Consider the following 25,274-nt stretch of genomic DNA (forward strand, 5'->3'; position numbering starts at 1 on the left):
TTTTACCATGACGGCGGTGTGACACAACGCACACTCGCAATGCTGGCATTTTTGCCCAGCACCGCGCGCCGTGCATACCGGTTGCCGTGGACAAGCCGGGTGATTGGAGTCTGCCAGGCTGACGGGCCTTGATCCATATCGGAAACAGAGTATTCCGATATGCGCGACGTATAACTACACCCGATATTAAGATTTAATTATCAGCCGATCACGAAATATTATCGGCGTGACGCAATAAAGATATAAATATAGCGCCTAGAATTGACCCTGCATCCCGATCATGTGCGATCGAATACAGATGAAGGGTTCCTTAAAATGTCGAAGCAAACGCGGACGTCCCCGTGCGGGCGAACCGGCGTGCTCCTGTTCACGGCCGCCTGCGGCCTGATGGCCGGTCTGCCGGCCCATGCCGCCGAGAGCGCCACCCAGGAAGTGCAGCGCCTGCGTGCCGAGTTGCAGGCCCAGATGAAGGTCAGCGAGGCCATCCAGGCCCGCCTGGACGCGCTGGAGGCCCGCGAGGCCGCCACCGCCCAAGCCCAGGCCGCGACCAAGGCACAGGCGGAGCAGGTGGCGGCGCAGGCGGCCACCCAGGCCAAGACCATCGCCAAGCTGGAAGCCAGCGGCGGCGACAACGGCAGCTTCACCATGGCTGGCGGCCGCCCCACCTTCACCGCTTTTGGCGGCAAGGGCACGTTGCAGATCGGCCTGCAGGCGCAGTTCGACGCGGCCGCCTATTTCGAGGACAACGCCAGCGTGAAGCGCTCGGGTATCGATCTAGGCGACGGCGTCAACGCCCGGCGCATCCGCATCCCCTTCGTCTTCCGCTACGGCGATGTCACCGCCACGGTGACGCCGGACTTCGGCGGGTCGCCGGACGGCCGGCAGAACAGCCAATACCTGTACGAGGCCAACTTGGCCTACACGCCGTTCAAGGGCTTCACGGCGGCGCTGGGTTACCTGCAGCCCAACATCAGCCTGCAGGATGCCCCCAGTTCCAACGACTTCATGTTCATGGAGCGCCCGGCCATCATGGACGTGGAGCGCAACATCGCCGCCGGCGACGCGCGCGCCGCCGTGGGCGCCCGCTATTTCCAGGACCGCTTCTTCGTTTCAGGCTTCCTGACGGGCCAGGCTTACGGCGGCCAATCCACGACAACCGCGGCGTCCTCCGTTGGAACCACCGGATCGGTCACCACCGCCATCTCCACCACCCAGCCGTCCAACGGCCAGCAGACCGGCGCCGTGGTGCGCGTGGCCGGCCGGCCCGCGTACGGTGAGGACTACGACGTCCACCTGGGCTTCAGCGGGTCCAAGGTGTTCAGCATGAACCAGAACGACAGCAACCGCCTGGCGCAGAACATCGCCCTGTCGGTGCAGCCGGAACTGCGCGTGGACACCACCAAGCTGATCAACACGGGCTCGCTGCCGGCCACGGGGGTCTACACCTGGAATCCGGAAATCGGCCTGCGCTATCAGAATTTCCTGATCCAGGGTGAGTATGTGGAGATCAGCGTGAACCGGCAGCACCAGGCCGGTGCCGGCCTCGGCGGCTCCCGCCTGACGCCCGACTTGACCTTTACCGGCGCCTATGTGGACGCGTCGTGGATCATCAGCGGTGAGTCGCGTTTGTATCAGAACGCGCGCGGCGGCTTCGGCGGCCTGAAGCCGGCGCATCCGTTCAATCCGGAAACGGGCGATTGGGGCGCCTTCGAACTGGTTGGCCGCTACAGCGACATCAACCTGAACAGCCATGTGCAGCGCTTCCTGGCCCAATCGGTGACCGGCGGTGCAGCCGGCGGCCAGCAGGACGTGATCCAGCTGGGCATGAACTGGTACCCCAACGAGCACCTGAAGTTCATGGCCGACTATCAGATCGTGGATGTCAGCAAGCTCAGCGGCGCCACGCTGCAAAACCAGACCGGCCTGCGGTATCAAGCCGTGGGCTTCCGCGCCCAGGTATCTTACTGAACAGGGGCTTCGTGGCGGCTTGGTGTCGGAACGGTCACGCCATCTCCAGCACCAGGCCGTCATAGGCCGGCTGCACCCCCTGGGGCAGGGTCGCCATCAGGGTGCGGTAGTCCATCTGGTGGTTCATGTGGGTGAGGTAGGCGCGACGGGGTTTCAGCCGCTCGATCCAGCTGAGCGCCAGATCCAGGTGGGCATGCACCGGGTGAGGTTCGATACGCGTGGCATCCACCATCCAGGTGTCCACGCCCTCCAGCACGGCCCAGGCCTTCTCATCCAGGTGCACGACGTCCGTGGAATAGGCGAAGTCGCCGATGCGGAATCCCATGCTGGGAAAGCGGCCATGGTCCTGGTGGAAGGGAATGAAATGCAGGTCGCCGATGCTGAAGGGGCCGGTGATGGTGTGGGCCACCAGGCAGGGTCGCGGAAACCAGTCCGGCCGGTCCTGTGGCTTGAAGCAATAATCGAACTTTTCCTGTAATTGGCCCAGGGTCACCGTGTCCGCATAGACGGGCAGCGGCTTGTGGTTCATCCAGTTGACTTGGCGCAGGTCGTCGATGCCGTGGGCGTGGTCGGCGTGCGCGTGGGTGTAGACCACGGCGTCAACGCGGGTGACCTGCGCGTCCAGCAACTGCTCCCGCATCTCCGGCCCGGTATCGATCAGCACGCTGGTGCTGTCCGTCTCCACCAGGATGGAGGCGCGGCGGCGGCGGTTGCGCGGCTCATCGGGGTCGCAGTCACCCCAGATGTTGCCAATCATCGGCACGCCGCCGGACCCGCCGCAGCCCAGGATCCGGACGCGCATGCCGTCCCTCACGCCGGGAACCCCGCGACGAGGGTGCCGCACTCGGCGGGGGGATGCGGTTGAACAGCGTCAGCATGGTGGCGGTGGTGGCCCGGGCCAAGTCCGCCGGATCCATGCCCTTCACCTCCGCCAGCAGGCGGGCGGTGTGGGCCACGAAGGACGGCTCATTGGTCTTGCCGCGCATGGGCACCGGCGCCAGGAAGGGCGCGTCGGTTTCCACCAGCATGCGGTCCAGCGGCACTTCCTTGGCGAAGTCGCGCAGTTCGTCCGACTTCTTGAAGGTCACGATGCCGCTGAAGGAGATATGCAGGCCCATCTCCAGCGCCTGGCGTCCCAGCTCGGGAGAGGAGCTGAAGCAGTGCAGCAGGCCGCGCAGCTTGCCCGCGGCCCCACCCTCCTCCCGCAGGATGCGGATCATGTCCTCATCCGCGTCGCGGGTGTGGATGACGACCGGCAGGCCGGTTTCGCGCGCCACGGTCAGGTGCGCACGGAAGCTGGACTCCTGCACCGCCTGTGGGCTCTTGTTGTAGTAATAGTCCAGGCCGGTCTCGCCCAGGCCCACCACCTTCGGCAGGGTGGCCAGCTCACGCAGCTTGTCGACGGAACAGAGCTCCTGCTCCTCCAGCGCCTGGTGGGGATGGACACCCACGGTGCACCAGACGTCGGGATAGGCCTGCGCCACGGCATGCACCTGGGCGAAGCGGCTGAGGTGGGTGCAGATGGTCAGCATGGCGCCGACCCCCGCCGCCCGCGCCCGTTCCACCACCGCGTCGCGCTGTTCGGCGAAGTCGGGGAAGTCCAGGTGACAGTGGCTGTCGATCAGGAAGGGCTTGAGGTTGAGACCGTCCGGCATCAGGCGGCCCCCTCCGCTTCCTCGACATGGCGGGGGAATACGCCCTGTGGGGCCGGCAGGGGCGTGCCGGGCACCAGCGCCTGGTCCAGGTGGGCGAAGTCGCGGGCGTCCGCCGGCACGGCCAGCAGGTCCAGCACCTTGGCCATGGAGCCGGGCATGAAGGGCTGGGTCAGGATGGCGACGTGGCGCACAGCCTCCGCCAGCACGTACAGCACCGTGGCCATGCGCGCCGGATCCGTCTTCTTCAGGGCCCAGGGGGCCTGCTCGTCGATGTAACGGTTGGCGTCGCCCACCACCACCCACAGGGCGTCCAGCGCCTTGTGGAAGGCCTGCACGTCCAGCTCCGCTCGCATGGTGGGCAGCAGGCCGCCCGCGGCGGTCAGCAGGGCGTTGTCGGCCTCGGTGAATTCACCGGGCGTGGGCACCACGGCGCCGCAGTTCTTCTGGATGATAGACAGGAAGCGTTGCGCCAGGTTGCCGTAGCCGTTGGCCAGTTCGCTGTTGATGCGGGTGACCATGGCGCGGCGGGAGAAGTCGCCGTCGTTGCCGAAGGGGATCTCGCGCATCAGGAAATAGCGGGTCTGGTCCAAGCCGTACTTTTCCAGCAGCTCGGCCGGAGCCACCACGTTGCCCAGCGACTTGGACATCTTCTCACCCTCCACGGTCCACCAGCCATGGGCGAAGACGCGGCGGGGCGGCTGCAGGCCGGCGGACATCAGGAAGGCCGGCCAGTAGACGGCGTGGAAGCGCAGGATGTCCTTGCCCACCACATGCAGGGCCGGCCAGTAGTGGGCATACGGCGTGCCCTCTCCCGTCTCGGGATAGCCGATGGCGGTGGTGTAGTTGGCCAGGGCGTCCAGCCAGACATACATGATGTGCTTCTCGTCGCCCGGGACCGGAATGCCCCAGTCGAAGGTGGTGCGGCTGACCGACAGGTCCTTCAGGCCGCCCTTCACGAAGCTCATGACCTCGTTGCGCTTGCCCGCAGGCAGGATGAAGTCCGGGTTGGCCTCGTAAAAGGCGATCAGGCGGTCGGTCCAGGCGCTGAGGCGGAAGAAGTAGCTGGGCTCCTCCACCCATTCGCATTCGGCCCCGGTGGGCGCGAACTTGCGGCCGTCGGCCTCGGTCCGCAGCTCATCCTCGCCGTAATAGGCCTCATCACGGACGGAGTACCAGCCGGCGTAGGAGCCGAGGTAGATATCGCCGCTGTCCACCAGCTTCTGCCACAGCGCCTGCACGGACTTGATGTGCCGCGGCTCGGTCGTGCGGATGAAATCGTCGTTGGAGATGTTCAGCAGGCCGGTCAGGTCGCGGAAGTTCTGCGACACGCGGTCGGTGAAGGCCTGCGGGTCGATGCCGGCCTTCTCGGCCGACTTCTCCACCTTCTGCCCGTGCTCGTCCGTGCCGGTCAGGAACTTGACGTCATAACCGTCCAGGCGCTTGAAGCGGGCCATCACGTCGCAGGCGATCGTCGTGTAGGCGTGGCCGATGTGCGGCACGTCGTTCACGTAGTAGATCGGCGTGGTGATGTAGAAGGGCGGGCGCCCGGACATGGCAACTCTCCGGCTAACAGGCTGTCGGTTTATTATTTAGGTCTGCGCGACCACTTTTCAGCGTTCAGGACGCCGCCGCCTCGATCGTGCGCAGCGCGCTCAACATCACCTGCTTGCGATCGAGATTGGCGCCTTCCGCCTTGGCGAACAGGCGGTTGACGTTGTCCCATACCTCCATCCAGCGATCAAGCGCACGATCCCGGCGCGCCGCGAAGGACAGACGTTCCATCAGGGCGGCCTCGCCCTCCACGATCTCCGCCGCCGCCTGGCCCCGGGCCAGCGCGCGGTTGAAGCGGGCCAGCCACCATAGCAGCAGGTCTGTCGTCGTCTCCCACACCGTGTCCTGGCCGGCGCGGGCCACCTGGTCGGCCAGGGCATGGGCGGTGGCCAGGTCCAGGCGCGGCAGGGTGTCCAGCACGCCCAGCAGCACGCGGTAAAGATCCAGCCCCCCGGCGGCGGCCAGGTCCAAGCCCCGGCCGATGCTGCCGTCTGAGAGGGTGGTCAGGGCGGCGGCGTCGCCCATCTCCAGGTCCGGCATGATGCGGTTCACCAGGCTGCGTACCGTGGTGGTGGGCAGCGGCTCCAGCATCAGGGTGCGGGTGCGCGAGCGGATGGTGGGCAGCAGCGCGCCGGGATTGTCCGCCACCAGCAGGATCAGGGCGCGGGGCGGCGGCTCCTCCAGGATTTTCAGGATGGCGTTCTGGCCGCTGGGGTTCATCTGGTCGGCGCCGTCCACGACCACGATGCGCCAGCCGCCCTCCGCCGCCGTCAGCCGCAGGAAGGGGGCGATGCGCCGCACCTCCTCCACCGGCAGGTCGCGCTTGAAGCGCTTGCGCTTCTCATCCCAGGTGCGCTGGATGGTCAGCAGGTCGCCATGCGCGCCGGCGGCCACGCGCCGCGCGATGGGGTTCTCGGGCGACACGTACAGGCTGGTGGGCGGCGGCGGGGCGCCGAACAGGCCGTCATCCTGCGGCTCCGCCCCACCCGACAGCAAGAAGCGGGCGAAGCGGTAGGCCAAGGTCGCCTTGCCAATGCCGGGAGGTCCGCCGATCAGCCAGGCGTGGTGCAGCCGCCCGCCGGTGGCGGCCTTCAGCAGCGTCTGCTCCGCCGCCGCGTGGCCCATCAGGTCATGCGTGGCGATGGGGGCGGGCACGCTCTCGCGGTCGAAGGCGGCTGCCGGCATCAGGCGGCCCTCCCCAGCGGGCCCAGGCGCTGTTCCACCACCGCCAGCAGCCGGGCCTGGATGGTGGCGATGTCGCCGGTGGCGTCGATGACGGCGCAGCGGCTGGGATCGTGGGCGGCGATGTCCAGGAAGCCCCGGCGCAGGCGTTCATGGAAATCCATGCCCATGCGCTCGTACCGGTCTTCCGCCCCCGGCCGGGAACCGGCGCGGCTCAGACCGGCCTCGACCGACAGGTCCAGCACCAGGGTCAGGTCGGGCATGAGGTTGCCGGTGGACAGGCGGTGCAGATCAGCCAGGATGCCCCGGTCCACCCCCATGGCGTAGCCTTGGTAAGCCACGGTGCTGTCGACGTAACGGTCGCACAGCACCCAGGCGCCCCGGGCCAGCGCCGGGCGCACCAGCGCTTCGACATTCTCGTGCCGGGCGGCGTTGTGCAGCAGCGCCTCGGTCAGGCGTTGCCAGGGCGTGTCGCCGGCCACCAGCAGCCCGCGGATGGCGGCGGCGCCATCGCTACCACCGCCGGGCTCGCGGGTGGTCACCACCTCCAGCCCCCGGTCCGTCAGGGCCTGGGCCAGCAGGCGGATCTGGGTGGACTTGCCCGCCCCCTCCCCGCCTTCAAGGGTGATGAACCTGCCGGTCGCCATCAGGGCCTCAGCTGCCGAAGATCATGCGGTGCAGGCCGGCGCCCATGCGGCCGAACAGGCCCAGGCGCGGCACGTCGTTGGCCGCCTGCAGGGGGATTTCCACCGTCTGCAGGTCCGGCGCCGTCACCTTCAGGGTGGCGACGGTGGCGCCCTTGGCCACCGGGGCGGCCAGCGGCAGCTGGGTCACCACCGCCACCTTCATGGCGCGGCGCTGCTCGGCGGTCAGGGTGATCTTCAGGGCGTCGGGAATGATGGCGGGCACGCTGCCCGCGGTGCCCAGCGACACCGGCAGGGTGTCCACCGTCTCACCCGCCTTGAACAGGGCGTAGTCGTCGAACTCGTGGAAGCCCCACTCCAGGATGCGGGCGGGTTCGTCCGCCCGGCTCTGCATGCTGGTCAGGCCGTTGATCACCAGCACCAGGCGGCGGTCGCCGCGCTTGGCCGAGGCGATCAGGCCGTAGCCGCCCGCTTCGGTATGGCCGGTCTTCAGGCCGTCCACGCCCATGTTGCGATACAGCAGCGGGTTGCGGTTGCCCTGCTTGATCTTGTTGTAGGTGAACTCCAGCTCCGAGAAATAATGATAGTACTCGGGGAAGTCGTGGATGGTGTGGATGGCCAGGATGGCCAGGTCATGCGCCGTGGAATAGTGGTTGGCGTCCGGCAGGCCGGCGGCGTTGGTGAAGTTGCTGTCCTTCATGCCCATGTCGTGGGCGCGCTTGGTCATGTTGCGGCAGAAGGCCTCTTCCGTGCCGCCCAGACCTTCGGCCAGGACGATGGTGGCGTCGTTGCCCGACTGCACCAGCACGCCGCGGATCAGGTCCTCCACCTTCACGTTGGCGCCCAGCGGCAGGTACATGGTGGAGCCTTCGGTCTTGGCCCCGCCCAGTTCCCAGGCGCGGCGGCTGACCGGCAGGCTGTCCTCCAGCGATAGCTTGCCGTTCTTCAGCCGGTCGAAGACCATGTACATGGTCATGACCTTGCTCATCGACGACGTCGGCATGTGCTGGTCGGCGTTCTTGGCGAACAGGACGGTGCCGGTGTCGGCATCCATCAGGATGGCCTGGCGCGCCTCGGTATCGATGGTGGCGGCGGGCGCCACGCTGCTCAACAGACCGCCCAGCAGCCCCATAACCAGGGCGGCCTTAACCGCGCTGCGCATCGCCAAAACCTTCAGTTCCATGTCTCTTCTATCCCGACTGCGTGTCCGATAGCTCTAATAGCCTTAAAGCATGCGGGGGCACTGATGCCCCATGAACGGCCGCCCATGCCAGTCTCCAGACGGCCTATGGCCAAAATGTCCCAGGCGGCGGCGACCCTGGTGCACAGGGTGCGGCGGCCGGCGGGAACATTTCAAGCTTAACCCGCGCCTTACTCCACGATCACGCGGGCGCCGTTGTTGCCGGCGGCCACCACCTGGTCCAGCACCTGGTCGGCCTGTTCCGGCGTGTCCAGCGGGCCGACGCGCACGCGGAAGAACTGTGTGCCGTTGACCATGCTGGGCGCCAGGAAGGACGGGCCGATGCTGGCCAACCGGGCGCGCAGCTTGTTGGCGTTGTCGAACAGGGTGAAGGATCCGGCCTGGACGTAGATGCGCTTCACGCCGGGGCCCACCGCCACCTGTTGCACCACCGGCGCCGGCAGGAATTGACCGTCGGGCTCGGTCGTGCCGGGGATGGTGGTGGGGGCCGCCACGGCGGGCCCAGCGGGGGCGGGCGCTTGCTTCGGCGGCAGGGCCTGGCCCTGCACCGTCACGCTGGGTCGCGGGGCGGCCTTGGGCACGGGGCTGCCATCCGCCATGGTGGTGGGCACCGGCGCGGTGCTGCTGGGCGGCGCGTTCAGGGCCACCTGGCTGCCGCCGGCCTGCATGGCCGCCGCCGCGATGGCGCGGCTTTCGTCCGCCAGGATCTGCACCCGCACCTTGGCCGTGCCCTGCTGTTCCATGCCCAGCAGCTGGGCGGCACGACGGGACAGGTCGATGATGCGGCCGGCGGCGAAGGGGCCGCGGTCGTTGATGCGCACGACGATGGACCGGCCATTGTCCAGGTTGGTCACCCGCACCAGGCTGGGCATGGGCAGGGTCTGGTGCGCGGCCGTCAGCTCGTTCTGGTCGAAGGTTTCGCCGTTGGCAGTGCGTTCCTGGTGGAAGCCGGGGCCGTACCAGCTGGCGATGCCGGTCTGGTCATAATCATAGTCGGCGCGGGGATAATACCAGATGCCGCCGATCTGGTAGGGGGTGCCCACCTTGTAGGTGGGTTGCCCCGCGGCGGCGGCTGGAGTTGGTGCCTTGGTGGTGGTGGCGGGGGCTGGCGCCTCCTGCCTGTGGGCGCAGCCGGCCATCAGCAGGGCGCCCAGCCACAGCCCGGCCAGGGCGGCGGCCCGCCATGGGGGCCCGTACTTCAATTCGTTGGCGGCAGGGGTCGTCGCCGCCCGCCTCACCAGATTTGCCCGGCTCATCACTCGCACACCGCTATGGATTGTGGCTGCACCCTACAACAACTCACGGCGCCGCGCCAAGTTGATCGGCCAGCAAACCAACGGTGGTCGCGAAATAAGTCGACCGGTTCCAGTTCATGATGGTGCGGTAGTTGTCGTAGACCAGGAAGGCGCGGCCGTCCGGCCCGTCGGGTATGACCAGCGAAGCCGACAGCGCCCGCGCCGGCAGCGCCTTGCCATCCGCCGACCTCACCCCGGCCTTGCCCCATTCCGCCAGGGTGCGCTTCTTGTCCAGGCCGGCGGCGCCAGCCGCGTCCAGGCCTTTTGCCGGCAGCTTGACCTCGCGGCCCCAGGTGGTGTTGGCGTCCCAGCCCACGGTGGACAGGTAGTTGGCGGCCGACGCCAGCACGTCCGGCGTCCTGGTCCAGATGTCGCGCCGACCGCAGCCGTCGAAGTCCTGCGCGAACTTGAAGAAGGCGCTTGGCATGAACTGCACCTGGCCCATGGCGCCGGCCCATGACCCCTTCATGGTGGCGGGATCGACCTTGTCCTCCTCCACGATGCGCAGGGCCTGGATCAGTTCCTTGCGGAAATAGGCTGGGCGGCGGCCGTCATGGGCCAGGGTGGCCAGGGCGTCGATGATGCGGAAGCCGCCGGTGATCCGGCCATAGTTGGTCTCCAGGCCCCACAGCGCCACGATGTACTGCGGCTGCACATGGTATTTGGCGCTGACCTGGGCCAGCAGGGCCGCGTTCTGGCGCATCATGTCGCGCCCGCGCTGAATGCGGTCCTTGCTCAGGACGCGGTCGGCGTAAGTCGCGAAGGTGACGGTGCCTTCCGGCTGCTTGCGGTCCAGGTCGATGACGCGCGGCAGTTCCTGCACATTGGCCAGCGCCAGGTCCAGGGTGGCCGTGGATATCCCCTGGGCCTGGGCCTCCTGCCGCACACCATCCAGCCAGCGCGCGAAGTCCGCCTGCTGTTCCGGGGTGATGACCGTCGGCGCCGGCGCCACAGGGGGCGCGGGCTGGGCCGGAACCGGCGGTGTCTGCGGCACGGGTGCGCTGGCCGCCGCCGGCGGTCCCCCGGCGCACCCCGTCAGCAACAACGCCGACAGCAGGCCGGCGGCGCTGCGGGACGGAAGGGGGCGGCTGGCGGGGAAACGGCTCACAGGCGGGGTCCTTTGAAACAACGGGATAGGCGGGCGGACAATAGGAAAGGGGATCAGGGCGTTTTAGTGGCGGCGTCGGGTGCGGGGAACAGGCTGTCGGTACGGCCCAGCAGGCGATATGCCGCCAGCCCGATATACTCGTGCACCGATTGCGACAGCAGTTCCAGCCCGCGCAGCAGGTCGAAGTCCGGCCGGTACAGCAGCGTCCTGGGCGCCCGGATGTCCACCGGGTAGGCCACCACCGGCCAGCCGACATGGCGGAAGATGCCCACCGAGCGCGGCATATGGAAGGCCGATGTCACCAACAGCCAGGTCTGCCCGGGCTGCGGACGCATCAGGTCGCGGCTGAACAGCGCGTTTTCCCAGGTGTTGCGCGATTCCCCCTCGAAGGTCACACGGGTGATGTCCATGCCGATCTCCTCCAGGGCGGCGCGGGCCACCGGCGCCTCCTTCTCATCGGGATCGCGCAGTTCACCGGACCCGCCGGAGAAGACGATGCGGGCGTCGGGATAGCGGCGGGCCAGGTCGGGGATGACCATCAGGCGCTCGGCCGCGGCGTTGACTTCCGGCTGGCCCGTCTCCGCCGTCGCCACCTGGTCGACGGAACCGCCCAGGACGATGATGCCGTCGACGCGGGCCGGCAGGGGCGCGGGTGCCGGGAAGCGCTGTTCCAGTGTGCGCATGCCCCACGCGCCCACGGGCAGAACGGCGATGACGGCCAGGCCCAGGGCGGCGGCGCGGGCGCAGAAAAGGGAGCGGCGCGTCCTGAAGCCGCCGGTTGCAAAAAGCCCGACCAACAAAAATAAAAGCAATAGGTTGCCGGGCGCCGTCAGCGTCCAGAAGATCTTGGACAGGGCGAAACTCAAGACACTTGCCTCCCATAATCATTGGGGCGGGAAAGCCTGGACCTAGCGGGCCTACTCCTGTAACCGGCCTACACCTGTAGCCAGCGCTTCAGCGGTGACCCTTCCGGATACCGTCAGATTCCGTGGCATTTGTCGAATATTGCATGGACGGCGCAGTTTCCTCATGCGGTCGGGACAGAAAATGGTCTAAGGTCAAACCCAATGGAGAACAAGCCGGCCTAGCCCCGATCGTGACCGATGCCTGCCTGACCGTCGTCGCCAGAACCGACGCTGCACCCCCCGGTGCCGGTGCCATGCAGGATATTTCCGTCTTCACCCGCCGTATCGATGATCATCTGGCCAGCCACAGCGGCCCCTGTGCCGTGCTGGTCATCGAGATCTCCCGCATGGCGGAGTTGTACAAGCTGCTGGGTCAGCAGGCGCTGGACGCCTCCATGGCGGTCATGGCGGAGCGGGTGCTGGGCCTTTGCGGCAGCAGCGACGCCGTCTGCCGAATCGCCCGGGCGCAGTTCGCCCTGTTCCTGCCCAACCTCAGCCACGCCAGCAAGGCGCTGTTCACCGCCTCCGCCCTGGCCGCCCGCATCGGGGAGCCCATCCTGGTGGAGGGGCGGCTCTTGTACATGGTGGCCAAGATCGGCGTGGCGGTGTCGCCCGACGACGGCACCAGCGGCCAAGCCCTGCTGCGCAACGCCGCCATCGCCCAGGGTGAAGTGGCGAAGTCCGGCTCCGTCCATTACCTGCATTACACCGAACAGATGCGGGAACGGCTGCGCCACCAGCTGATCACGGAGACGGAGTTGCGGCAGGCCATCCTGGATGAGGCCTTCGTCCTGCACTATCAGCCCAAGGTGGCCATCGCCGACGGCACCCCCATCGGGGGGAGGCGCTGATCCGCTGGCGCCATCCCACGCGGGGCTTGCTCTATCCCATGGAATTCATTCCCATCGCCGAAGAGACGGGCCTGATGGTGCCCATCGGCGAATGGGCCCTGCGCGCCGCCTGCCGTCAGATCCAGACCTGGATCGAGGCCGGGCGCCAGCCGTTGCAGATCGCCGTCAACGTGTCGGAACGGCAGTTCCGCTGGGGTCATTTGCCCGCCCTGATCGACGTGCTGTTGCGGGAGACGGGCATCCCGCCCCATCTGCTGCAGCTGGAAATCACCGAATTGGTGCTGCCGGAGGATCTGGAGGGGGCGCTGCGCCAGATGGCGTGGATCGCCGACTGCGGCGTGGCCCTGGCGCTGGATGATTTCGGCACCGGCTATTCCTCGCTGTCCTACTTGCGCGAGCTGCCGCTGGATTGCCTGAAAGTGGACCGCAAGTTCGTGCAGGACATGGAACAGGACAGCGGCACGCGCCACATCGTCCAGGCCATCGTCGCCATGGCCAAGGCCATGGGCCTGAAGGTGGTGGCGGAGGGTGTGGAAACCGAAGGGGAGCGCGCGCTGCTGCGCGCCATGGGCGTGGAGGAAGGCCAGGGATATCTGTTCGCCCGCCCCCTGCCCGTCAAGGAATTCGAGCTGTTCTGCGGGCTTTAGGCGCGGCGTCCGTTGCCCAGGCGATCATCAGATCCGCGGGTGCGCGGCATCATCCTGCGCCGCCGGTCCCGTGCCGCTGACGGCGCGGACCCAGCCGGCGACGATGGCGCCCACGCCGTCGCGCAGGAACTCGATGCCCACGCCGCTGTCGGTGCGGCGCACGATGCGCACGGCGGCGGCCACGGGCGCGCCTGGCAGGCGCAGCACCCCCTCCGTCCCGATGGGAAGATCGGGATCGGGAACAAGGAAGGCGCCGCCGGCGGAAACATCGGCGATGCGGCAGGAAACGAGGACGTCGCCGCAGCTCAGTTGCACATGGCTGTCGACCGACAGGCGGTCATAGGTCCGGCGGTTGCTGGGCCGCACCAGGTTGGACAGCACACGCTTGATACCGCCCCAGGCCATGAACCCCCTCCCCTGCGAAGTCAGGCGGCCAAGTCGTTCCCCGACGGGGCGGGAACGTCAGCCAAGCCATAGCCAAAGTGTGCCGTTAAAGGTGCCGTGAGGCAAATGCCCGGGCGGAATGCCTTTCCCGCGAGGTTCTTGCGCCGCGCACGTCTTATACTGCGGACGCGCTCGTCGTTGCGGATGCGAAACAAACCCCAGGATCGTCGGGTAATCTGAGGGCAATCTTGTGGGTGACGTCAGGGTGGAACGGCGCGCGCCGCCGCCGCGCGGGCCAGCGACCGTTCATCCACCAGGTCGAGAACGTAGGACTCGAGTTCCAGACGCTCCTCCGGCGTGGCGTCGGCGTAGGCGCGGGTGCCGCGGATGCCAGACAGCATTTCCGCCGCCCGCGCCAGGGCGATGTCAGCCGCCGTGCACGGATGTGCCGAGCGGTTCTTGGGGGAGGCGCTCCCTATCGTTGCTGTGGGACCACCCCCGCGATCGTCGTGAAGATCGGACACGGTCCACGTCTCCCCGGACAATTGTGGGCACTGATCTACAACGAAAGTTGTTTATACAGGCTGCGAAACGGCTATGAAATCGTGACGGGCGGGCTATATCCAAAGTGGCGCACGGGCGGGATGGGGCAAGGGCGCCGACGTCTCAGTTGGGCCGGGCCGCGGTCTTGACGGGCCCCACCTCATACAGGGACGGATCGGCGTCATCACGATGGGCCTCCAGCACCTTGTGCACGGATTGCCCGATCATGCGGATCTCGTCGAACTGGGTGACCAACTCGAAACAAAACAGGAAAGCCAGGGTATAACAAGGGGCGGGAAAGCGCATCATGACCCGCAGGATAGGGGTGGCGTACAGCGGCCGGACAGCATCGCGGGTCATGACCACCGTGATCAGCACACCGATGACGGCACCGCCCAGCACATCCGTGGGGTAGTGCAGGCCGAGATAGACCCGCACGAGGCAGACGAAGATGGCGGTGTAGGCCATGGCCAGCACGCCGACCCAGCGCCATACCAGGAAGATGCCTGTGGAAACGGCCATCCATAGCATGGCGTGGTCGCTGGGAAACGAACTCCAGGTCCGAAGAATGGTTTCGCTGGTGCCGCTCAATGGAAAATGGAAGGGCACGGCCGGGTCGTAGATGGGGCGTTCCCGAAAAGGCAGGAAATGGGCCAGCAGCCGGCCCATGCCCAGGGCCAGAAGGCCGCTGACGAAGGTGGCGATGACCATCTCCTTCTCCCACAACCCGCGTTTGCCGCCGCGAAACCAGACCCACCACAGGATGGCGACCGGGAACAGGCCCTTGAACATCGAGAAGTCGGCGATGGTGCGAATGGCATGGTTCACCACGTCCGAGGCGGAGGCGTGGGTGGTCAGGAATTCCTGGATGGCGCTGTCGAAGCCGTTCATTTTTCCTCCCTGGCCGCGTTCCCAACCCGGCGGCCATCGGGCAAACCCCAAGCGTCGCCGGCCGCGATGGCGGCCGGACGGGTATGCCTACCCCCTTTTTGCCCCGGAAATTGCGGCGGCGTCGGACGGTCCCGCCGCCCCGACACGCAACTGCCAACAAAATGTAACAAAAACTTTATATGGCGCCCGCGGCGCCGCCAAAGACCTTCTTTGGGAATAGACCTTGGGTCACAGATTGGTCGCGCCGAACGACCTATCGCCCTATCGCGCCAGCGGCGTGTAGCTGCGCTGGGCGGCCCAGGCGTCCAGGGCCAACTCCACCGGGCGGAACAGCGGATGCGGCAGGGCATCCAGCCCGTACCAGCCCCAGTCCCCGATCTTGTGCGGTTCCAGCACCTGGGGCTCACCCGGCTCCACCTCCTCGGCGATGAACTGGATGTCCACGTAGTGCTTGTCGTAGGCGAGAATATTGTGCAGGCAGAGGAAGCGCAGGCGGCGCACGACCAAGCCGCACTCTTCCCGCACCTCGCGGATGGCGCATTCCTCGAATGTCTCGCCATACTCCAGGTGGCCGCCACACCAGGAGTAGCTGCCGTCGCCGTGGCTGTTGCGCCGGCGGCCCAACAGGATGCGCCCCTCCCGCTGGATCAGGACACCGATGCCGACCTTGGGCATGCCGGTGATGGCGGAAGCTAGATTTGGGGTCACGATGGGGCTCCGGACACTAATTGTGGCGCTTCGGGCATGCACAGCGGTATCATGCCCACGCACCCGCGCCAAGCACCCGTCCCCGCCTCCGGAGTTGTCCCGCCATGTGCGGTCGTTATGCCGCCGTCACCCCGCCTCAGACCATGGAGGCGCTGTTCCAGACCCTGGGCGCGCTGCCCAACTTTCCCGGCCGTTTCAACATCGCGCCGACGCAGTCGGCGCCGGTGGTGCGCTGGAATGCGCAGACGGGGGAGCGGCGGCTGGACATGCTGCGGTGGGGCCTGGTGCCGTCTTGGGCGGCGGACCTGGCGGATGGCGCCAAGATGATCAACGCGCGTTCGGAGAGCGTGACCGAGAAGCCAACCTTCCGTGACGCCTTCGCCCGGCGCCGCTGCCTGGTGCCGGTCACCGCCTTTTATGAATGGCGGTTGGAGAATGGCGCCAAGCAGGCCTACGCCATCGCGCCGGCCAACAGCGACACGGCGGCCTTCGCCGGCCTGTGGGAGGGCTGGAAGGATCCGGCCAGCGGCGAATGGGTGCGCACCTACACCATCCTGACCACGGCGGCCAACGACACCATCGGCCACATCCACCACCGCATGCCGGTCATCCTGACACCGGACCATTGGCCCGCCTGGCTGGGTGAGACGGGAGCGGACGCCCCCGCCCTGCTGGCCCTGCTGCGTCCCTTTCCGGCCAACGAGACCCGCTTCTGGCCGGTGGGGCCGCGTGTCGGCAACGTCCGCAATGACGACGCCGACCTGCTGGCGCCCCAGGCGGCGACAACGCTGTTCTAGGGCTAAAGGCGCAGGCCCACCTGCATCCACAGGTTCTCGCCTTGGGCACGGTGTTCGGCCATGAACTCGTGCTGCCAGGTGAAGGTCGCCTGCAGTGGGCCGATATCATGACTGATGGCCGGCCCCGCGGCGAACGCCTTGCCGCGATTGCCGTCGCCGTCGACCTTCAGCCCGTTTTGGGTATCGTCCTCATACTGGACATAGAAATAGCCGGAGACGCCGAAGCGCCAGCCGCCGACGTTACGCGCCACGGCGAAATCCAGGTCGAAATCCGAGCCTGAATGGTAATGCGTGGCGTCATTGGTGGTGTTGAACGCGAAGCGGGGCGATATCTGGGCCTGCCAGCCCTGGGGATCGATGTAAGCCAGCCCAAAGGTGGGCTGAAAGGACCAAACATTACGCCCGATGTTGGCCAGGGAATTGACGTTGTACTGGCCCACCGGCATGAAGATGTCGGTGCCCCAAACCAGGGACAGGTTGGGACCGAAGTGCCAGCCCAGCAGCACTGGCGTGATGCCGATGTCGCCGAAGCCCAGCTTGCTGGTTTTTTGCCCGGCCACCTCGGCATGCAGGTTGACGATAGGCAGGATGACCTCTGTCGCCATCTGAGCACCGAACAGTTGATACGGCGTGACGAGAAAACCACGGAAAGTTTGGGAAACGGATTCGACGCTGAAATCCAGCGGCAGCTTATTGCCCGCGCCGTCGTTCGTCTGGTCGGCGGTGTAATAGTTGGGTTGGAACAGGATGTACTCACCCGGCGGCGGCATCGCGCCGGCCAGGTAGATGCTGGCCCCCGGCGGATAACTGTTCCCGCCACTCTCAGTGGCCTGCGCCAAATCCACATTTGCAAACGAAACCGCGTACATAAATGCCGCACACACCGCCCAGTTCTTCACAGAGCATATCCTCCTCATTTAACGGTACACCGGAGTGCCGTTTTTTATTCTGATGAGGAGCAAATCAGCGGAAATATTGCCGCCAAACAAGGCGCTTTATTCAATATGGCTTTATCTGTTTAGCTGATACATCGTGCGGTTGCCAACGCGTGGCGCCAATAGCCAAGCACAACGCAAGCTCAAGCCCGCTCGTCCAAAACTTGGCCAAAGTCATTGAAAATTGGTGATCCCGGTGGGATTCGAACCCACGACCCCATGATTAAAAGTCACGTGCTCTACCGGCTGAGCTACGGGATCGACCGCTGGGAAAACGCTTTGGTTTTCCGCGAACGAAGACGGGTCCTAGGGGCCCGTCCCGGTGTGGCGCGCACCATAATGACGGGTATGGGCGCGGTCAATGGAAAGCGGCGGGGTCCGGCACATCAACGGTGCATAGGGCCCCTGCCCGCAAATGTAATCGGGCTTATTCGCCGGCGCCGCCGGTGGCGGGCTCGACACCTCCACCCAGTCCTTGCCGGGCGTCCTGGGCGAAACGCTCCGTCAGGCGATGGGCCACGCGGGGGCTGACGAAGTGGGCGATGTCGCCGCCCAGCCGTCCAATCTCCTTCACGAAGCGGGAGGAGATGAACTGGTGCCGGTCCGAGGCCATGAGGAACACGGTCTCAACCTGCGGGTTGAGGCGCGCGTTCATGCCGGCCATCTGGAATTCGTACTCGAAGTCTGAAACGGCGCGCAGACCGCGGATGATGACCTGGGCCTGGCAGCCCACGGCGAAATTCATCAGCAGGGTGTCGAAGGGCCGCACCTCGACCGAGATGCCCTTCGCGGTCAGCGGCGCCAGTTCGTCCTGAACCAGAGCCACACGCTCCGCCGTGGAGAACAGCGGTCCTTTGCCGGCGTTGCTGGCCACCCCGATGATCAGGTGGTCGACCAGCTTGGCCGCCCGCTGGATGATATCGAAATGCCCATTGGTGATGGGGTCGAAGGTGCCGGGGTACACCCCGATGCGACGCTCGCTCATCCTCGCCCCCGCTGATCCAATCCGCCCATCGCGTCAGCTCCATCGCCGGCTTTGCCGAGGCCCGATGTTTGGTGGTACCGGAGCGCCTCCAAACATCCAAGGCATCCTCAGTCGCCGGTTCCCTCGTTTGAACCATCCGGAGCCGAACCATCTGAGGCCGGGCCTGCGATGGCTTCAGCCGGCACGGCGTCGTCCGCCCCGCCGTCCTCGGTACCGTCGTCGGCCAGCCGCGCCACCGACACCACGCCTTCATCCGCCGACAGGCGGAACAGGGTGACGCCCTTGCTCTTGCGCGCGGTGATGCGCACGTCGTGCACGGGCATGCGGATGACCTGGCCGCCGTTGCTGACCATCATCACCTGGTCGGTCTCGGCGATGGGGAACACGGCGGCGATGGCCTTGTTGCGGTCACCCATATCCATGTTCCAGATGCCCTGGCCGCCACGACCCGTCAGGCGGTACTCATAGGCCGAGCTGCGCTTGCCGAAGCCCTGGACCGAGACGGTCAGCAGGAATTCCTCGCGCGCCTTCATCTCGGCGTACAGTTCCGGCGCCAAGGTGCCGACGTCGCCGGTGGCCTCGGCCTCGACGTCGGCGGTCTCCTCAACCTCCTCACCCTGCTGGCGGCGCTCAGCGTTGGCCTGCTTCAGGTAGGCGGCGCGATCCTCCGCCGTGTACTCGGTGTGGTGCAGGATGGACAGGCCGATGACCTCGTCCCCCTCGGCCAGGCGGATGCCCCGCACGCCGGTGGAGGTGCGGCCGGCGAAGACGCGGACGTCCACCACCGGGAAACGGATGCAGCGGCCCAGGCGCGTGGCCAGCAGCACGTCGTCCGCCTCGCCGCAGGTGCGCGCGGCGATCAGCAATTCACCCTCTTCCTCCAGCTTCATGGCGATCAGGCCATTGGCGCGGATGTTGGTGAAGTCCGACAGCTTGTTACGGCGGACGTTGCCGTGGCTGGTGACGAACAGCACGTTCAGGTCGCCCCAACTGGCCTCATCCTCGGGCATGGGCATCACGGTGGTGATGACCTCGCCCTCCTCCAGCGGCAGCAGGTTCACCAGGGCCTTGCCCCGGGTCTGCGGCTGGCCCAGCGGCAGGCGCCAGACCTTCAGCTTGTAGACCATGCCGCGGTTGGTGAAGAGCAGCATGGGTGTGTGGGTGTTGGCCACGAACAGGTCGCTGACCGTATCCTCCGCCTTCAGCTGCATGCCGCTGCGGCCTTTGCCGCCGCGCGCCTGCGCCCGGTAGGTGGAGACGGGCACGCGCTTGATATAGCCGCCCTGCGTGACGATGACGACCATGTCCTCGCGCTGGATCAGGTCCTCGATGTCCGCCTCGAATTCCAGGTCCTCGATCTTGGTGCGGCGAGGCGTGTCGAAACGCGCCTTCACCTCCACCAGCTCGTTGCGCAGGATGTCCAGCAGCAGCGGGCGGGAGGACAGGATTTCCAGGAAATGGCGGATCTGCTCCACCACAGCCGTCAGGTCGGCGCCGATCTTGTCACGCTCCAGCCCGGTCAGGCGGTGCAGGCGCAGTTCCAGGATGGCCTTGGCCTGGGCCTCCGACAGGCGGTAGGTCCCGGCCTCCGACAGGCCGCGGCCGGGCTCGTCGATCAGGGTGATCAGCGGCGCCACGTCGAGGGCCGGCCATTCGCGGGCCACCATCTCCTCGCGCGCCGACTGCGGGTCGGGCGCGCGGCGGATCAGGGCGATCATCTCGTCCAGGTTGGCCACGGCCACGCCCAGGCCCACCAAGGTGTGGGCGCGCTCGCGGGCCTTGCCCAGCTCGAACTCGGTACGGCGGGTGATGACCTGCTCGCGGAACTTCACGAAGGCCGCGATGATGTCCTTCAGGTTCATCAGCTCCGGCCGGCCGCCGTTCAGGGCCAGGGTGTTGACACCGAAGGAGGTCTGCAGCGGCGTGTGACGGAACAGCTGGTTCATCACCACGTCGGCCACGGCGTCGCGCTTCAGTTCCACCACCACGCGCACGCCGTCGCGGTCGGACTCGTCACGAACGTCGGAGATGCCCTCGACCAGCTTCTCCTGCACCACCTCGGCGATGCGCTCGATCAGCTTGGCCTTGTTGACCTGGTAGGGAATCTCGGTGAAGACGATGGCCCAGCGGTCCTTGCGGATCTCCTCGATCTCGCTCTTGGCGCGCATGACGACGGAGCCGCGGCCCGTCTCGAACGCGGAGCGGATGCCGGCGCGGCCCAGGATCAGGGCGCCGGTGGGGAAGTCCGGACCGGGAACGATCTCCATCAGTTCGGGGATGGTGATGTCCGGGTTGTCGACATAAGCGCAGCAGGCGTCGATCACCTCGCCCAGGTTATGAGGCGGGATGTTGGTGGCCATGCCCACGGCGATGCCGCCGGCGCCGTTGACCAGCAGATTGGGAAAACGCGACGGCAGGACGGTCGGCTCATCCTTCAACTCGTCGTAGTTCTTCTGCCAGTCGATCGTGTCCTTATCAATGTCGTCCAGCATCGCCTCGGCCGACTTGGCCAAGCGGGCCTCGGTGTATCGCATGGCCGCGGCGCGGTCGCCGTCCATGGAGCCGAAGTTGCCCTGGCCGTCGATCAGCGGCAGGCGCATGGAGAAATCCTGCGCCATGCGGACCATGGCCTCGTAGATCGAGCTGTCGCCATGGGGGTGGTAGTTACCCATGACGTCGCCGACCGCCTTGGCCGATTTGCGGTACGGCTTGGTGCTGTCGTAGCCGCTTTCCTTCATCGCGTAGAGGATGCGGCGGTGCACCGGCTTCAGGCCGTCCCGCACGTCGGGAAGCGCGCGGCTCACGATCACGCTCATGGCGTAATCGAGATAGCTGCTGCGCATCTCCTCTTCGATGGCGATGGGGGTGATGTCGCTGGCGGGAGGGGCCGCGGGGGGCGTCGGAGTCGTGACCAAACCAGAATCCAAAAGCAAGGAAAACCAAGCCTTAGGGGCGGATGCTCAACCGCGCCCGGGCGATGGGGATCGGCCGCTTTTCTAGCACCATTCGCGCATGCGAACAATGAAACCGGCACGCCGCGTATCTCTATGGTTCGCGCGCGCGGGTGCGACTCGCCTTCAGGGTTTCGGCGGCCCGGCCCTGGCGGTACAGTGCGCCGGCGTTTCCCTTGATCCCACGGCCCTTTCCCATGACTCCGCCCTTCACCCCGCGTGGCTTCGACCACCTGGCCCTGCCCGTCACCGACATGGCGGCCAGCCTGGCCTTCTACCGCGATGTCCTGGGATGCCCGGTGACGGCGGAATGGCCGGAGGACGCGCTGGTGCGGCTGCGCGTGGGCGACGCCGACCTGTTCCTGGTGGACGTGACGCTGGCGGAGGGGGCCTGGGCCAAGCCGCCGGCGGGGCCGGGCCGCAACCTGGACCACCTGTGCATCGCGCTGGCTCCCTGCGACGAGGCGGCGGTGCGCGGCCACCTGGCGGCCCACGGCCTGGACATCATCGAGGAGCGGGTGGGCGACAACCGCCATGGCCCCACCCTGTCGCTCTATATCCGCGACCCGCAGAGCACGCAGGTGGAATTGCTGCTGCCCGCGGTCCCCTCGGGCGAAAGTCACTAAAGAATCCGACAGCGCGCCCGTCGGCTTTCCGGCTTGCTTCCACCCATCTGGAGACAAGCTGGAAGCCCATCATGCGCCCATGCCCCCGCCTTCTGCCGCTGCTGGCGGCCCTGCTGCCCCTTGGATTGCCCTTCGCGGGCCCCGCCGTCGCGTCCGACCATCTGGACTCGCCCACCATCATCGCCGGCCCCCGCGCCGACATCGGTGACCTTTACGCCTGGATGACCCCCGACGGACATCGGCTGAACCTGGTCATGACCATCGTCGGACACAGCCTGTCCGACCGGCTGGACTACACCTTCCATATCGACAGCGCCCGCCGCTTCGGCAAACCCGGAAGCGTCTCGGGAAGAAGCATGGACCTGACCTGCCGCTTCGCCGGCCCGCAGCAGGCGGATTGCCGCCTGGGCGGCATTGATCGCGTTCAGGGCGATGCCAGCTCGACGGAGGGGCTGTGGAGCGAACACCATCGCTTCCGCCTGTACGCCGGCCTGCGCGACGACCCTTTCTTCAACAACGTGCGCGGCACCCGCCAGGCCTATCAGGTGGCGGAGGCGGCCTTGGCCCGGGGCACGGGCATGGACAAGGCCGGCTGTCCGGCCTTCGACGCCGCCACATCGGCCGACATCCTGGACAAGTGGCGCCACACCGACGGCGGCCCGGCCAAGAACCTGCTGGCCGGCTGGACGCCCATGGCCATCGTGGCGTCGGTGGATGTGGACGCGGTGAACCAGGGCGGCCACCGCGGGAGCCAAAGGCCAGGTGGATCGCGCCGGCCGGCCGCTGACCGGCAACGCCCTGCTGGGCCAGTTGCGCCCCGATGAGGAGGGCGACCGGTGGAAGGAGGCGTACAACGCCGCCACCCCCGCCGATGGCGCCAAGTTCGAGGCGGAAATCGCCCGGGGCTTGGCCTATTACGACAGCTTCGACGGCCAATGTGGCAACCAGTGGCTGGCGGATGCCAAGGCGCCGCCGGCGCGCCGCTACCACCGGCTGGCGGCGGCGCTGGCTGACGACAGGCTGTGGGTCAACAGCGCCACCGGCATCTGCACCCAGATGTTCGCGGTGGAACTGGCGGCCTTGTCCGACGAACGGGCGCCGCGGGTCCGACTGCGGCGGCCGCACGCTGACCTACGACGCGTCCAACATCTATCGATCCTTCCTGGTGAACGGCACCGCCACGGGCGTGGCCGATGGCCTGACGCGGGACGAATATCCGCCCTCCAACACCGTCTTCCCCTTCCTGGTGGCGCCGGAGGTGCCGCCGTCATGAGGCGCCTGGTCCTGATCCTTGCCGCCCTGGGGTTCAGCGGCCCGGCGGCGGCTCACAGCGGCACCGGCCTGCCCGGCGGCTTCGGGCCCGGCTTCCTGCACCCTTTCGGCGGCCTGGACCATCTGCTGGCCATGGTGGCGGTGGGGCTATGGGGCGCCTTCCTGGGCGCCCCCCTGCTGCTGGCCCTGCCCGTGCTGTTTCCGGCCATGATGGTGGTGGGCGCCATCGCCGGCATGCTGGGCCTGCCCCTGCCACCGGTGGAGCTGGGCATCGCCTGCTCCGTCCTGGTGCTGGGCGGCTGCATCGCCGGCGGGGTCAAGGCGCCGGCCTGGCTGGCCCTGCCCCTGGTGGCCGTCTTCGCCCTGTTCCATGGCTATGCCCACGGGCGGGAATTGCCATCGGCGGCTGATCCCGCCGGTTACAGCGCCGGCTTCGTCCTGGCCACCGGGCTGCTGCACCTGGCGGGGGTCGCCATCGGCCATCTGAACCGCCGGCCGGGCGGGGCGCGCGCGACCCGGGGGCTGGGCGGGGGCATCGCCCTGCTGGGCGTAGGCTTCCTTATCCGCGTGGTGCTGCCATGAGGAGCGCCTTGCCGCCCCTGCTGCTGCTCTACGCCGCGTTGGCGCTATCGCTGGCCTCGGCCCCCCGGCGCGGTTGGGGATTGAACCTGGCGGTGCTGGCGGTGGCGGCGGGCGTCACCGCCACCGTGCCGCCGCCCTGGCGGGAGAGCGTGTTCACCGGTTGCTGGATCAGCGTCGCGATGACGGCGGTGGCCGGCCTGGTCTGCCGCACCGACCGGCAACTGGCCTGGGGCTTGTCGCTGAACGCCGGCCTGTGGTCCGGCGCGCTGGCGGCCGTGACGGGCGAGCCACTGGATCTGCTGGTGGCCCTGCCCACCCTGGGCCTGCTGCCGGCTGCCGCCTGGACCCTGCGCCGCCTGTCCTTCCCGGTCGTGCGGGTCATGTCCAGCTGGCTGGTGGCCGTGGCGGTCCTGGCGATCGCCCTGGCCTGCCTGCCGGTGACGCCGGGCTATCTGCCGGATCATCTGGAATGAGGGCGCCCATGCTGAGAACGCTGTCCCTGCTGGCGATGCTGGCGACCTTGCCCGCGTCGGCCCACGATTTCTGGGTGCAGCCGGAAAGTTTCCGCGCGGCGCCCGAGGCCACCCTGCCCCTGACCCTGCAGGTCGGCCACGGACCTTACCGTCAGCGCTCCCCCTTGGCCGTCCGGCGCATCGTCCGCTTCCAGGATATGGCGCCGGACGGCGCGGTCACGGATCTGCGGCCCGACTTGCATCCGGGCGGGGCGACGGAGGACGGCGCGGTCCGTCTCACCACCCCCGGCACCCACGTCCTGGTGCTGGAGACGGACGACAAGGCGCAAAGCCACCTGCCGGCCCTGCGCTTCAACGACTATCTTGTGGTGGAGGGTCTGACGCCGGCCCTGGAACTGCGCCGCGCCGCCGGCCGCATGGATGCCGACGGCGCGGAGAACTACAGCCGCCGGGCCAAGGCGCTGGTGCGGGTGGGTGATTTCGGCGACGGCGCCCTGGCGACGCGCCCCCAGGGTCTGACCCTGGAAATCGTGCCGGAGGTCGATCCCTACGCCCAGCCCCAGCCGGCTGACCTGCCGGTGCGGGTCTATTACGAGGGCAGGTCCTTGGCCGGCGCGCTGGTCAAGCTGACCGATCTGGCCCATGACGCGGAACCGGTGGAAACCCATCGCACCGATGCCGAGGGTCGCGCCCGCTTCCCCATGCCCGCCTCCGGCGACTGGCTGCTGAACGTCGTCTGGACCAAGCCGCAGCCGCCAACGGCGGAGACGGATTTCGAAACAGTGTTCTCCAGCCTCAGCTTCGGCTTTCCCCGGCGCTGAGGCGTTTCAAAGAAAAAGGGCGGAGCCGCGAAGCCCCGCCCTTTTTCGCCCTCACCGCCGGCTCAGTCGTCGCCGCCGGCCGCCTGGGCCTCCCGCAGCTTGTCGGCGCATTCCTGGCAGCAGGCCTCCACGGTGCGGCCGCCGATGGTCACGCTGATGGCGTTCTCATCCAGCGGATAGTCGCAGGCGGCGCAGGTCTTCTCGCTCATGGTGGTTCTCCTCCGTCTCACTCAGGGCCGATCGTTCGGCCGAGGGGAAGGAGACCATTTCGGCCGGCCCCGCCGCTGTCGGAATCTTTA

26 protein-coding genes and 1 tRNA gene are annotated in these 25,274 nt (G+C 67.3%); 9 read left to right on the forward strand and 18 right to left on the reverse strand.

Annotation, left to right across the window (positions count from 1 at the left end; all coding sequences use genetic code 11):
- Positions 1-357: 357 nt before the first annotated feature.
- The gene (locus tag UAA55_RS17220; RefSeq protein ID WP_322954224.1) at positions 358-1,968 is read left to right on the forward strand and encodes an OprO/OprP family phosphate-selective porin; all 1,611 of its coding nucleotides are present in this window, start codon (positions 358-360) and stop codon (positions 1,966-1,968) included.
- Positions 1,969-2,002: 34 nt separating this feature from the next.
- On the opposite strand, the gene UAA55_RS17225 is transcribed toward UAA55_RS17220, so the two are convergent.
- The 9 genes from UAA55_RS17225 to UAA55_RS17265 form a co-directional block, all read right to left on the reverse strand.
- A complete protein-coding gene (locus UAA55_RS17225) occupies positions 2,003-2,770 on the reverse strand; it encodes an MBL fold metallo-hydrolase (protein WP_322954225.1) in 768 nt (255 codons plus the stop codon).
- Positions 2,703-3,623, reverse strand: a complete 921-nt coding sequence (locus tag UAA55_RS17230; protein ID WP_322954226.1) for a TatD family hydrolase — start codon at positions 3,621-3,623, stop codon at positions 2,703-2,705. The genes UAA55_RS17225 and UAA55_RS17230 overlap by 68 nt, the downstream gene beginning before the upstream one ends.
- On the reverse strand, positions 3,623-5,176 hold the full coding sequence (gene metG, locus UAA55_RS17235) for a methionine--tRNA ligase (protein ID WP_322954227.1): 1,554 nt from the start codon (positions 5,174-5,176) through the stop codon (positions 3,623-3,625). The genes UAA55_RS17230 and metG overlap by 1 nt, the downstream gene beginning before the upstream one ends.
- A 64-nt stretch (positions 5,177-5,240) precedes the next feature.
- Positions 5,241-6,359, reverse strand: coding sequence for a DNA polymerase III subunit delta' (locus UAA55_RS17240; protein WP_322954228.1), 1,119 nt, complete (start codon positions 6,357-6,359; stop codon positions 5,241-5,243).
- Positions 6,359-7,003 (reverse strand): dTMP kinase, encoded by a 645-nt coding sequence (tmk, locus tag UAA55_RS17245; protein ID WP_322954230.1) that lies wholly within the window; start codon positions 7,001-7,003, stop codon positions 6,359-6,361. The genes UAA55_RS17240 and tmk overlap by 1 nt, the downstream gene beginning before the upstream one ends.
- Positions 7,004-7,010: 7 nt before the next feature.
- The gene (locus UAA55_RS17250) at positions 7,011-8,183 is read right to left on the reverse strand and encodes a D-alanyl-D-alanine carboxypeptidase family protein (RefSeq protein ID WP_322954231.1); all 1,173 of its coding nucleotides are present in this window, start codon (positions 8,181-8,183) and stop codon (positions 7,011-7,013) included.
- Positions 8,184-8,371: 188 nt separating this feature from the next.
- Entirely contained in the window at positions 8,372-9,457 is a 1,086-nt protein-coding gene (locus UAA55_RS17255; RefSeq protein WP_322954233.1) for a septal ring lytic transglycosylase RlpA family protein, read from the reverse strand.
- A 43-nt stretch (positions 9,458-9,500) separates the two neighbouring features.
- Complete coding sequence (locus UAA55_RS17260; RefSeq protein ID WP_322954234.1) at positions 9,501-10,604, reverse strand: lytic murein transglycosylase; 1,104 nt, start codon at positions 10,602-10,604, stop codon at positions 9,501-9,503.
- Between the two features lie 53 nt (positions 10,605-10,657).
- Complete coding sequence (locus UAA55_RS17265) at positions 10,658-11,470, reverse strand: YdcF family protein (protein ID WP_322954235.1); 813 nt, start codon at positions 11,468-11,470, stop codon at positions 10,658-10,660.
- Positions 11,471-11,700: 230 nt separating this feature from the next.
- Between UAA55_RS17265 and UAA55_RS17270 the strand changes: the two genes are divergently transcribed.
- A complete protein-coding gene (locus UAA55_RS17270) occupies positions 11,701-12,360 on the forward strand; it encodes a diguanylate cyclase domain-containing protein (protein WP_322954237.1) in 660 nt (219 codons plus the stop codon).
- A 26-nt stretch (positions 12,361-12,386) separates the two neighbouring features.
- Entirely contained in the window at positions 12,387-13,007 is a 621-nt protein-coding gene (locus UAA55_RS17275; protein ID WP_322954239.1) for an EAL domain-containing protein, read from the forward strand.
- A 27-nt stretch (positions 13,008-13,034) separates the two neighbouring features.
- On the opposite strand, the gene UAA55_RS17280 is transcribed toward UAA55_RS17275, so the two are convergent.
- The 4 genes from UAA55_RS17280 to UAA55_RS17295 form a co-directional block, all read right to left on the reverse strand.
- Positions 13,035-13,412 carry a PilZ domain-containing protein gene (locus UAA55_RS17280; RefSeq protein WP_322954241.1) on the reverse strand — a complete coding sequence of 126 codons (378 nt, stop codon included), beginning with the start codon at positions 13,410-13,412 and terminating at the stop codon, positions 13,035-13,037.
- A gap of 239 nt (positions 13,413-13,651) precedes the next feature.
- Positions 13,652-13,915: a hypothetical protein gene (locus tag UAA55_RS17285; RefSeq protein WP_322954243.1), complete on the reverse strand. Its 264-nt coding sequence runs from the start codon at positions 13,913-13,915 to the stop codon at positions 13,652-13,654.
- A 142-nt stretch (positions 13,916-14,057) separates the two neighbouring features.
- Positions 14,058-14,825, reverse strand: coding sequence for a phosphatase PAP2 family protein (locus UAA55_RS17290; RefSeq protein WP_322954244.1), 768 nt, complete (start codon positions 14,823-14,825; stop codon positions 14,058-14,060).
- A 261-nt stretch (positions 14,826-15,086) separates the two neighbouring features.
- Positions 15,087-15,533 carry a nucleotide triphosphate diphosphatase NUDT15 gene (locus UAA55_RS17295; RefSeq protein WP_322954246.1) on the reverse strand — a complete coding sequence of 149 codons (447 nt, stop codon included), beginning with the start codon at positions 15,531-15,533 and terminating at the stop codon, positions 15,087-15,089.
- Between the two features lie 104 nt (positions 15,534-15,637).
- Between UAA55_RS17295 and UAA55_RS17300 the strand changes: the two genes are divergently transcribed.
- Entirely contained in the window at positions 15,638-16,330 is a 693-nt protein-coding gene (locus UAA55_RS17300; RefSeq protein ID WP_322954248.1) for an SOS response-associated peptidase, read from the forward strand.
- A gap of 2 nt (positions 16,331-16,332) precedes the next feature.
- Here UAA55_RS17300 and UAA55_RS17305 read toward each other — a convergent pair whose 3' ends face one another.
- From UAA55_RS17305 to gyrA, 4 genes are all read right to left on the reverse strand, one after another.
- Entirely contained in the window at positions 16,333-17,229 is an 897-nt protein-coding gene (locus tag UAA55_RS17305; RefSeq protein ID WP_322954249.1) for a SphA family protein, read from the reverse strand.
- Positions 17,230-17,450: 221 nt separating this feature from the next.
- Positions 17,451-17,526: transfer RNA gene (locus tag UAA55_RS17310), tRNA-Lys, on the reverse strand.
- A gap of 166 nt (positions 17,527-17,692) precedes the next feature.
- Positions 17,693-18,250: a pantetheine-phosphate adenylyltransferase gene (coaD, locus tag UAA55_RS17315; protein WP_322954251.1), complete on the reverse strand. Its 558-nt coding sequence runs from the start codon at positions 18,248-18,250 to the stop codon at positions 17,693-17,695.
- 107 nt (positions 18,251-18,357) lie between these two features.
- The gene (gyrA, locus tag UAA55_RS17320) at positions 18,358-21,165 is read right to left on the reverse strand and encodes a DNA gyrase subunit A (protein WP_322954253.1); all 2,808 of its coding nucleotides are present in this window, start codon (positions 21,163-21,165) and stop codon (positions 18,358-18,360) included.
- 233 nt (positions 21,166-21,398) lie between these two features.
- On the opposite strand from gyrA, the gene UAA55_RS17325 reads away from it, so the two are divergent.
- The 5 genes from UAA55_RS17325 (at position 21,399) to UAA55_RS17345 (ending at position 24,975) form a co-directional block, all read left to right on the forward strand.
- Positions 21,399-21,827, forward strand: a complete 429-nt coding sequence (locus UAA55_RS17325) for a VOC family protein (protein WP_322954254.1) — start codon at positions 21,399-21,401, stop codon at positions 21,825-21,827.
- A gap of 71 nt (positions 21,828-21,898) precedes the next feature.
- Complete coding sequence (locus UAA55_RS17330) at positions 21,899-22,651, forward strand: hypothetical protein (RefSeq protein ID WP_322954255.1); 753 nt, start codon at positions 21,899-21,901, stop codon at positions 22,649-22,651.
- Positions 22,590-23,681 carry a HupE/UreJ family protein gene (locus tag UAA55_RS17335; protein WP_322954256.1) on the forward strand — a complete coding sequence of 364 codons (1,092 nt, stop codon included), beginning with the start codon at positions 22,590-22,592 and terminating at the stop codon, positions 23,679-23,681. The genes UAA55_RS17330 and UAA55_RS17335 overlap by 62 nt, the downstream gene beginning before the upstream one ends.
- A complete protein-coding gene (locus UAA55_RS17340; RefSeq protein WP_322954258.1) occupies positions 23,678-24,154 on the forward strand; it encodes a hypothetical protein in 477 nt (158 codons plus the stop codon). The genes UAA55_RS17335 and UAA55_RS17340 overlap by 4 nt, the downstream gene beginning before the upstream one ends.
- 8 nt (positions 24,155-24,162) lie before the next feature.
- Positions 24,163-24,975, forward strand: coding sequence for a DUF4198 domain-containing protein (locus UAA55_RS17345; RefSeq protein WP_322954259.1), 813 nt, complete (start codon positions 24,163-24,165; stop codon positions 24,973-24,975).
- Between the two features lie 62 nt (positions 24,976-25,037).
- Here UAA55_RS17345 and UAA55_RS17350 read toward each other — a convergent pair whose 3' ends face one another.
- Positions 25,038-25,184, reverse strand: a complete 147-nt coding sequence (locus UAA55_RS17350) for a hypothetical protein (protein ID WP_322954261.1) — start codon at positions 25,182-25,184, stop codon at positions 25,038-25,040.
- Between the last annotated feature and the right edge of the window lie 90 nt (positions 25,185-25,274).

This window comes from Nitrospirillum guanabarense (genome assembly GCF_034653355.1).
GTDB lineage: Bacteria > Pseudomonadota > Alphaproteobacteria > Azospirillales > Azospirillaceae > Nitrospirillum.

What these genes read in the sequence shown, in the direction of transcription:
- UAA55_RS17230 (WP_322954226.1), bottom strand. Translation starts at nt 3,623, where the DNA reads ATGCCGGACGGTCTCAACCTCAAGCCCTTCCTGATCGACAGCCACTGT.
- UAA55_RS17340 (WP_322954258.1), top strand. Translation starts at nt 23,678, where the DNA reads ATGAGGAGCGCCTTGCCGCCCCTGCTGCTGCTCTACGCCGCGTTGGCG.
- UAA55_RS17250 (WP_322954231.1), bottom strand. Translation starts at nt 8,183, where the DNA reads ATGGAACTGAAGGTTTTGGCGATGCGCAGCGCGGTTAAGGCCGCCCTG.
- UAA55_RS17290 (WP_322954244.1), bottom strand. Translation starts at nt 14,825, where the DNA reads ATGAACGGCTTCGACAGCGCCATCCAGGAATTCCTGACCACCCACGCC.
- UAA55_RS17325 (WP_322954254.1), top strand. Translation starts at nt 21,399, where the DNA reads ATGACTCCGCCCTTCACCCCGCGTGGCTTCGACCACCTGGCCCTGCCC.
- UAA55_RS17345 (WP_322954259.1), top strand. Translation starts at nt 24,163, where the DNA reads ATGCTGAGAACGCTGTCCCTGCTGGCGATGCTGGCGACCTTGCCCGCG.
- metG (WP_322954227.1), bottom strand. Translation starts at nt 5,176, where the DNA reads ATGTCCGGGCGCCCGCCCTTCTACATCACCACGCCGATCTACTACGTG.
- UAA55_RS17280 (WP_322954241.1), bottom strand. Translation starts at nt 13,412, where the DNA reads ATGGCCTGGGGCGGTATCAAGCGTGTGCTGTCCAACCTGGTGCGGCCC.
- UAA55_RS17255 (WP_322954233.1), bottom strand. Translation starts at nt 9,457, where the DNA reads ATGAGCCGGGCAAATCTGGTGAGGCGGGCGGCGACGACCCCTGCCGCC.
- tmk (WP_322954230.1), bottom strand. Translation starts at nt 7,003, where the DNA reads ATGGCGACCGGCAGGTTCATCACCCTTGAAGGCGGGGAGGGGGCGGGC.
- UAA55_RS17330 (WP_322954255.1), top strand. Translation starts at nt 21,899, where the DNA reads ATGCGCCCATGCCCCCGCCTTCTGCCGCTGCTGGCGGCCCTGCTGCCC.
- UAA55_RS17350 (WP_322954261.1), bottom strand. Translation starts at nt 25,184, where the DNA reads ATGAGCGAGAAGACCTGCGCCGCCTGCGACTATCCGCTGGATGAGAAC.
- UAA55_RS17300 (WP_322954248.1), top strand. Translation starts at nt 15,638, where the DNA reads ATGTGCGGTCGTTATGCCGCCGTCACCCCGCCTCAGACCATGGAGGCG.
- coaD (WP_322954251.1), bottom strand. Translation starts at nt 18,250, where the DNA reads ATGAGCGAGCGTCGCATCGGGGTGTACCCCGGCACCTTCGACCCCATC.
- UAA55_RS17240 (WP_322954228.1), bottom strand. Translation starts at nt 6,359, where the DNA reads ATGCCGGCAGCCGCCTTCGACCGCGAGAGCGTGCCCGCCCCCATCGCC.
- UAA55_RS17225 (WP_322954225.1), bottom strand. Translation starts at nt 2,770, where the DNA reads ATGCGCGTCCGGATCCTGGGCTGCGGCGGGTCCGGCGGCGTGCCGATG.